Below are 6,935 nucleotides of genomic sequence, written 5' to 3'. Positions count from 1 at the left end.
CGACCTGGCCACATCCGTCATCGCCGCCTCCTAGCGCTCCGTGCGACGCCCAGGAACCGGCAGCCGGACGGACGCCGCCCCCGCGCGCAGAGCCACAGGCACGGGCCGTGCGCACGGACCTCGGGGCACATCCGACGCCGAGCCAGGACGGGGATCAATGGCCGCCGATCCTCGCGAGATCCGGCGACGGCAGCAGCGTAGCCGCCGATGCCGGTCCGGCGCCCCCAGTGCGCAGGGCCCGGGCCGGCCGAGAGCTCCTACGGAGAGTTACCCGGAACAGGGCTACCCAGACGCTGGACGTCCAGGCGGCTGCCGTTCAGCGGCGGACGTTCAGGCGACGGAAGGGCTCGACGGTGGCGGACGCGGGTGGCGGCGGGCCTCAGGCGGAGGAGCAGGCGCTCGGGCCCCAGATGTTCTTCAGGTCGGCGGGGATCAGGTCGCAGGCCGCGGTGCCGCGGCCGACCAGGGTCCACGGGGCGCTGCCGACGCGCTTCCACACGTGCGGGTCGGGGGCGTCCGTCTCGGCGACCCCACGGATCTCGGTCATACCGACGGCCCAGAACTCGTCGCGTTCCTTGTCGACGCCCTCGACGGCGCCGTAGAACATCCCGTTGGGGATCGTGACGTCCGACGCGACCGGGGCGGCGGCACCGGTCTTCTTGCGCACCTCGTAGGCGGCGAGCCACATCAGCGGCTGGCGCAGGGTCGTGGGCTCGTTGCCCTTGAGCGCCAGCGTCCGCGCCCTGCCGGCGACCCGGCTGGTCTCCCAGGGGACCGAGGGCAGCGGGGGGCTGAGGATCGCGTCGTCGGGCTGCTCGACGGCGACGGCGCCCGGCGTGGCGGAGTCGTCGGAGGCCCAGACGAGCCCGATGACCACCCCGAGCACGACCGCGACCACGAAGGAGGCGGCCACGAGGAGCGGCCGCTGCTGCTGGGTCCAGGCCGCGGCCCCCGGCCGGGCCGCCCGACCACCGGCTGGGTCCACCCCCGCGGGCACCTCCACGTCCAGCATGTCTGTGTCTTACCTCCACCATGCCACGACCCGGCCCGATTATCGGGAAAGCATGCCCTATGCCGGCTCGGCGCCCGCCAACGGGGACTTGCCGATCACTCAGCGTCCACGGACGATCGTCGCCGGTGACGAATCTCACGGGACGAAGCCGCACCCCCGGGGGCGCTCTCTCAGGCTGCGGGCACGCTCAGGCCACGGACCCGGTGGGGACTTCAGGCCGCGGGGACGCTCAGGCCGCGGGCGCGGCGGGCGTGGCCGACCGTGCCGTGCCCGCCAGCACCGGGAGGCACGGCAGCGAGCCGGTCGGGCGCGATCTGGACGCGCAGCAGACGTCCAAGGCGGTCGACCGCGAGCAGGCGTCCGAGGGCCGCGGAGGCGTCCACCAGGACGAGCGTGCGGCCGAGGGCGCGGGCCCGGCGGGCGCCCCCGAGCAGCACCCCGACACCCGCGTGGTCGCCCAGCTCCAGCCCGCCGACGTCGACGTGCAGTGGGCCGCGACCGGCGTCGATCGCGTTGTGCAGCAGCATCCGGAGCTCCCCGACGGATCGGACGTCCACCGTCCCCACCAGTCGGAGGGTCTGGTTCCCGCCCTCGCCGGGACAGTCCGCCTCCACCGCCCGCACCGTCGACGACTCGCCCATCGCGGCCTCCGATTCCCCATGCACCGGCAGGCCGAGACTGTCGCGTCGGGCCCGCCGTTGGGCACCTGCACCTGCGCTCGGCTTGCCGCACACAGCTGGACGAGTCCCGCGGACAGCCGATCGCAGTGGGGGGCTACTCGGAACCCACCCATGGCGATGATCTCACCAATCTCTCCCATATGTTCCATTTGACTGGTGTGACGATCCAGCTCAGGCCCAAAGACCCATCCGAACGTCGGTGTCGGTGCGACGATGGACCTGGCGGGAAACGAACCTGGGACCAGGGCACCGAAGGCCCCCGGGCGCCCCGCGACAGACCAGACGGACCAAGGGGTGATCATGGAGACCACCGCTCTCGGCTTCCTCTATGGACCCACCCTGGTCCTGATCGCCGTCGGTGTGCTGGTCGCCGTCTGCCGGCTGACCTCGACGCCGGACGCGCACACCGATCACGACCCGGACGCGGATGGCGGCGCCGATGGCGGTACCGGTCATCCGGGCGGCGACCGGCGCGCGGATGACTTCGGCCTGCTGGTCGCCGTCGCCACCGTGCCCAGCGAGCGGGCCGAGCGGCTGCGGGCGACCCTCATCGGCAGCGGCGTGCGCGCCACCCTGGCGCCCGCGCGGCCGGTGCCCGCCCCGGTGAGCCCCCACGGCGACCTGCTCTACCTGGCCGGGGAGCTCCAGCACGTGCTCGTCTTCGCCGCCGACCTGCCCAGGGCCGTGCGCGCGCTCGCCCAGAGCCGCCGCGAGCCCACCGACGGCGCCTGACCCGCCCGCCGACACCCGTACCAGTCCTGGCCCAGGTCCGCCGGTCGGTTGTCGCGGTCAGCTCGGCCGCGGTCGACTCAGGCCGCGGCCGCCGAGGACGGCTCGCGGCGGATCTCGGCGCCGAGCGCGGTGAGGTTCTCCACGAAGTGCGCGTACCCGCGGTCGATGTGGTGGACGTCACGGACCACGGTCGTGCCCTCCGCCACCAGGCCTGCCAGCACCAGCGCTGCGCCGGCGCGGACGTCCGAGGCGAGCACGGAGGCGCCGGTCAGCCGCGGGGTGGGCCGGACGACCACGTGATGGCCGTCGGTGCGCAGGTCGGCGCCGAGCGCGTGCAGCTCCCGGCAGAACACGAACCTGCTGTCGAAGACGTTCTCGGTGATCAGCGAGATTCCCTCGCTGACCGCCTCCAGTGCGATCACCTGCGGCAGGAGGTCGGTCGGGAAGCCCGGGTAGGGCAGCGTGACGACGTCGATCGAGCGCGGCCGCCCGTCCGCGCTCACCCGGAAGCCGTCCTCGACGAGCTCGACGGCCGCCCCCGCGCCCGCGAGCTTCTCCAGGACGATCCCGAGGTGCTCGGCCCGGCCGTGCCGGATGGTCACGTCGCCACCGGTCATCAGCGCGCCGATCGCCCACGTACCCGCGACGATCCGGTCCGGGACGGTGCGGTGCAGCACCGGCCGCAGCCCCTCCACCCCCTCGATGACGAGCGTGGACGTGCCCGCGCCGTCGATCCGGGCGCCCATGGCGGTGAGCAGCGCGCACAGGTCGGCGATCTCCGGCTCCTGGGCCGCGTTGTCGATCACGGTCGTGCCCTTGGCGAGCGCCCCGGCCATCAGCAGGTTCTCGGTGGCCCCGACGCTCGGGAAGTCCAGCCAGATCGAGGCGCCCTGCAGCCGCCCGGAGCAGCGGGCCACCAGTACCCCGGCCTCGACGTCCACCACGGCACCGAGCTTCGTCAGGCCGTTCATGTGGATGTCGAGCGCGCGCGAGCCGATCGCGTCGCCACCGGGCAGCGCCACCCGGGCCTCCCCGCGGCGGGCGACGAGCGGCCCCAGGATGGCCACCGACGCCCGGATCCGGCGGACGAGCTCGGCGTCCGCGGTGGCATCGACCACCTCGGGTATGTCGATGACGATCCGACCCCCGGCCCGGTCACGCTCCGCCCCGGCCCCGAGGCCACGCAGGACGTCGGCCATCACCGAGACGTCAAGGATGTCGGGTACCGCGTCCAACGTGGTGCGGCCGGGCGCGAGCAGGCTCGCCGCCATCAGCTTCAGCACCGAGTTCTTCGCGCCCGGAACGGCGACCTCGCCGACCAGCCTGGTCCCGCCTGTCACGACGAAGCACTCCACGGGCTCCGATGCTAGGTGCTCCGTGGAAGATCTTCAGCGCGGCCTCGGCAAACGGCGCGCCCCGGCCACAACCGGACACCAACGAAGACCTCCGGGGACCACCGACATCCATCCGACGATCTGACCGGATTGCTATGCATGCGGCGCCGAGGCGGAGTCCACGGCAGCACCGGGCGAACCGGCGACGCCCAGCACGCGCACTCCGTCGTGGTGACGCAGGAAAGGCTCCGGCTGGCCGGCGAGCGCGTCGGTGACCCGCACGGCGAACGCGGGCACCGACCGCTGGACGACCTCGTCCACGGTGAGCCAGTCGACCGCCACGGACTCGTCGGTCTGGGAGCTGATCACGGCGGAGACCGCACGGCAGAGGAAGACCATCGCCACGACGCCCATGGGCAGGTTGAGGTAGATGCCGTAAGGCGAACCGGCTCCACGAGCGCCCCGGTCTCCTCCCGCACCTCGCGGCGAAGCCCGTCCTCGAAGGTCTCACCACGCTCGAGGACTCCGCCCGGAATCTGCCACGCGCCGGTGTCCCGCCGCTGGATGCAGAGCACGCGACCGTCATCTCTGCGTGTCACACCGGCTACGCTTACGGAATGCATGCGCGGAACCTACCAATTGGGTTACGTCGACTTGGATTACCTGGACCTGACCTGGACTTCGGTTTCGGTGCTCCTAGCGCGCCTTGAGTCCCTGCCGCCGGAAACCCACGCCTCGTACGGGACCGAGGCCCGGGCGTTGCTCGAGGATCCGATCGCCACGGATGACGCGCTCGCCGCGATTCTGGGCGACCCGTCCCAATCCGAACAGGCGCGATTCAACGCGTTCTATTGCGTGCAGGCGCGCGCCTGGCGTCGCAGGGATCACCTGACTCACCGGGCGAACGTGGACCAGTACCAGTCCGCGTTCGGCGATCATCCGATGTTCTACTTCATGCAGGCCGAGTACTACTCCTCACTCGACGGCGAGCCGGCGAACAGACAGGCAGCTCTCACTTTCGCGCTCGAAGCGGTGCGCCGGCTGTCGTCGATCCCAGGGGTCCTCCATCTGGCGGCCTCGATCATCGCGGATCAGTACGAGGCGGACACGGACCCGGATCCCCAGCTCCTGCTGGAGGGAGAACGGCTGATCCGGCAGGCGATCGCCCTCAGCCACGGCGCCTACCCGCGTTATCACGGCACTCATGCCCGCATAGCCACTCTCCGGGGCGCATACGCCTCGGCTCGAGCGAGCATCGCGCGAGCCATCGACGAGGAGGACAGCTCGGGAGCCGAGTACGCGCTGCGAATCGGTGACTACCAGTTGATCCGCGCCCGCATCCAGTACGCGCAACAGGCCGATCTGCTCCGGATAGGACAGAACGAGGCGACCACGGAACTGCGCGGTATCCGGACCCAGATCCTCGAGATCATGGGCCTGCTCGCGGCGGTGATCGCGTTCATCACGACCGCCGCCAACATCGCGGCCGGGCAACCTCCGGGACCGGCGTCGGGCCTCCTCACCTGCGCCGGAGGCGTGACGCTCCTGGTGTTCTGGGGCTTCCACATCCTGGTCATCGGTGGCGGAGACTCCCGACGGCGCCTACTTCCCCTCCTCCTGGGGGCGATACTCCTCGGCGTCGGCCTGGCACTCGCCGGACACTGACCGACGAAGCAGGGGCGAGAGGGGAAGGTGACTGGCGGAGATGCAGGTGACGGTGGCCTCGAGCTGGTCGGCAAAGGCCCACAACGAGGACGCTTGCGGATTTCGAGCGGACGGCGCCTGGGTGGTCGACGGAGCGACAGCCCTCGAAGCCGGACCGCCGATCGAGGGCCTTCCCGCCGCCGCCTGGCTGAGCTCGGTGGCCGACGACTACCTGCGCAGCGTCGACTGGGACGGTGCCGAGCTCGCGGACGTCCTCGCACGGCTGGTCGGACACGTGACGGCGCGGGCGCGGCTCGCCGGGCTGCCGTACGCGGGCACGTGCCGCTCCACCGGGTTCCCCACCGCCGCGATCTCGGTGGTGCGGCAACGCGGTGACCTGCTGGACCTGTGCCTTCTCGGCGACGTCCCCGTCGTGCTGGCCCCGGCCGGCGGCCGGCCGTCTCCAACCGTGTTCGTGGATCCTCAGTTCGCGACGACCGAGCGGACGATCCTCGATGCCATCCGGGCGGACATCGACCACGGCGACGATCCGGCGGCAGCTTATGGACGGGCACGCGGGACCCTGCTGGAGCGCCGCCGGCGGCGTAACACGTCGCGCGGGTCGTGGATCCTCGGGGACGTCCCGGAGGCCACCCGTCACGCGCACTGCCGCACTCTTCGCCTGACCGGCGGCGAGGACCTGCTGCTGCTCTCGGACGGCTTCGCCCGGCTTGTCGAGCCGTTCGCCCTGGTGGACGGGTACGGGGCTCTCGTTGACGCGGTGCGCCGCGGAGCCGCGGAGGAGCTGGTGCACCGGCTCCGCGAGACCGAACAGGCGGACCCCGAGTGCCGGCGCCATCCGAGGTTCGGGGTCAGTGACGACGCGAGCGTCGTGCATGCCGTGATCTGAAGGTCTTCACGGGCACCGGGACGGCGGCGCCCATACAGTGACGCCATGGCGGTGCACCTGACCCGGATCTACACCCGTACCGGCGACGACGGCACGACGGCGCTGGGTGACATGTCGCGGGTGGCGAAGACGTCGCCACGGCTGGCCGCCTACGCCGACGTCGACGAGGCGAACGCGGCGATCGGGGTGGCGCTGGCGCTGGGCGAGCTGGGCCCGGACATCCGCGAGACTCTCGGGCAGGTGCAGAACGACCTGTTCGACGTGGGTGCCGACCTGTGCACCCCGGTGGTCGCCGAGCCGAAGTACCCGCCGTTGCGGATCACCGACAGCTACGTCGACCGTCTTGAGCAGGCCTGCGACCACTACAACGAGAACCTGGCGAAGCTCAGCTCGTTCATCCTGCCCGGTGGCACGCGCGGGGCGGCCCTGCTGCACGTGGCGCGCACGGTGGCGCGCCGGGCCGAGCGGGCCTGCTGGGCGCTGGTCGAGGCGGAGCCGGAGGCGACGAGCCCGTTGCCGGCCCGTTACCTGAACCGCCTGTCCGACCTGCTGTTCATCCTGTCCCGGGTCGCGAACCCGGACGGGGACGTCCTGTGGAAGCCTGGCGCCGGCGGCTGAGCAGA

The 6,935-nt window shown here is 71.9% G+C and carries 9 protein-coding genes; 4 read left to right on the top strand and 5 right to left on the bottom strand.

Annotated elements, in window-relative coordinates; all coding sequences use genetic code 11:
* Positions 1 to 379: 379 nt before the first annotated feature.
* The gene (locus AC559T_RS13710; protein WP_071059416.1) at positions 380 to 1,012 is read right to left on the bottom strand and encodes a hypothetical protein; all 633 of its coding nucleotides are present in this window, start codon (positions 1,010 to 1,012) and stop codon (positions 380 to 382) included.
* A 212-nt stretch (positions 1,013 to 1,224) separates the two neighbouring features.
* The gene (locus AC559T_RS13705; protein WP_112106202.1) at positions 1,225 to 1,653 is read right to left on the bottom strand and encodes an STAS domain-containing protein; all 429 of its coding nucleotides are present in this window, start codon (positions 1,651 to 1,653) and stop codon (positions 1,225 to 1,227) included.
* A gap of 339 nt (positions 1,654 to 1,992) precedes the next feature.
* Between AC559T_RS13705 and AC559T_RS13700 the strand changes: the two genes are divergently transcribed.
* Positions 1,993 to 2,424 carry a hypothetical protein gene (locus AC559T_RS13700; RefSeq protein ID WP_498868925.1) on the top strand — a complete coding sequence of 144 codons (432 nt, stop codon included), beginning with the start codon at positions 1,993 to 1,995 and terminating at the stop codon, positions 2,422 to 2,424.
* A gap of 77 nt (positions 2,425 to 2,501) precedes the next feature.
* Here AC559T_RS13700 and murA read toward each other — a convergent pair whose 3' ends face one another.
* The 3 genes from murA to AC559T_RS13685 form a co-directional block, all read right to left on the bottom strand.
* Positions 2,502 to 3,779, bottom strand: coding sequence for a UDP-N-acetylglucosamine 1-carboxyvinyltransferase (murA, locus tag AC559T_RS13695; protein WP_498868924.1), 1,278 nt, complete (start codon positions 3,777 to 3,779; stop codon positions 2,502 to 2,504).
* Positions 3,780 to 3,911: 132 nt separating this feature from the next.
* A complete protein-coding gene (locus AC559T_RS13690; protein ID WP_306769216.1) occupies positions 3,912 to 4,172 on the bottom strand; it encodes a hypothetical protein in 261 nt (86 codons plus the stop codon).
* Positions 4,124 to 4,381, bottom strand: coding sequence for an NUDIX domain-containing protein (locus AC559T_RS13685; protein WP_306769213.1), 258 nt, complete (start codon positions 4,379 to 4,381; stop codon positions 4,124 to 4,126). The genes AC559T_RS13690 and AC559T_RS13685 overlap by 49 nt, the downstream gene beginning before the upstream one ends.
* On the opposite strand from AC559T_RS13685, the gene AC559T_RS13680 reads away from it, so the two are divergent.
* Genes AC559T_RS13680 through AC559T_RS13670 form a run of 3 tightly spaced genes read left to right on the top strand, consistent with a single transcriptional unit; the run spans position 4,380 to position 6,930 of the window.
* A complete protein-coding gene (locus tag AC559T_RS13680; protein WP_498868923.1) occupies positions 4,380 to 5,423 on the top strand; it encodes a hypothetical protein in 1,044 nt (347 codons plus the stop codon). The genes AC559T_RS13685 and AC559T_RS13680 overlap by 2 nt on opposite strands.
* Before the next feature lie 40 nt (positions 5,424 to 5,463).
* Positions 5,464 to 6,312 (top strand): hypothetical protein, encoded by an 849-nt coding sequence (locus AC559T_RS13675; protein WP_112106201.1) that lies wholly within the window; start codon positions 5,464 to 5,466, stop codon positions 6,310 to 6,312.
* A 45-nt stretch (positions 6,313 to 6,357) separates the two neighbouring features.
* Complete coding sequence (locus tag AC559T_RS13670) at positions 6,358 to 6,930, top strand: cob(I)yrinic acid a,c-diamide adenosyltransferase (RefSeq protein WP_071059412.1); 573 nt, start codon at positions 6,358 to 6,360, stop codon at positions 6,928 to 6,930.
* The last annotated feature ends 5 nt before the right edge of the window (positions 6,931 to 6,935 follow it).

The organism is Frankia sp. Hr75.2 (genome assembly GCF_949319125.1).
In the GTDB taxonomy this organism is placed as follows: Bacteria; Actinomycetota; Actinomycetes; order Frankiales; family Frankiaceae; genus Parafrankia; species Parafrankia soli.
Note: the sequence above shows the minus strand (reverse complement) of the source record. Positions and strands in the feature narration are given on the sequence as shown.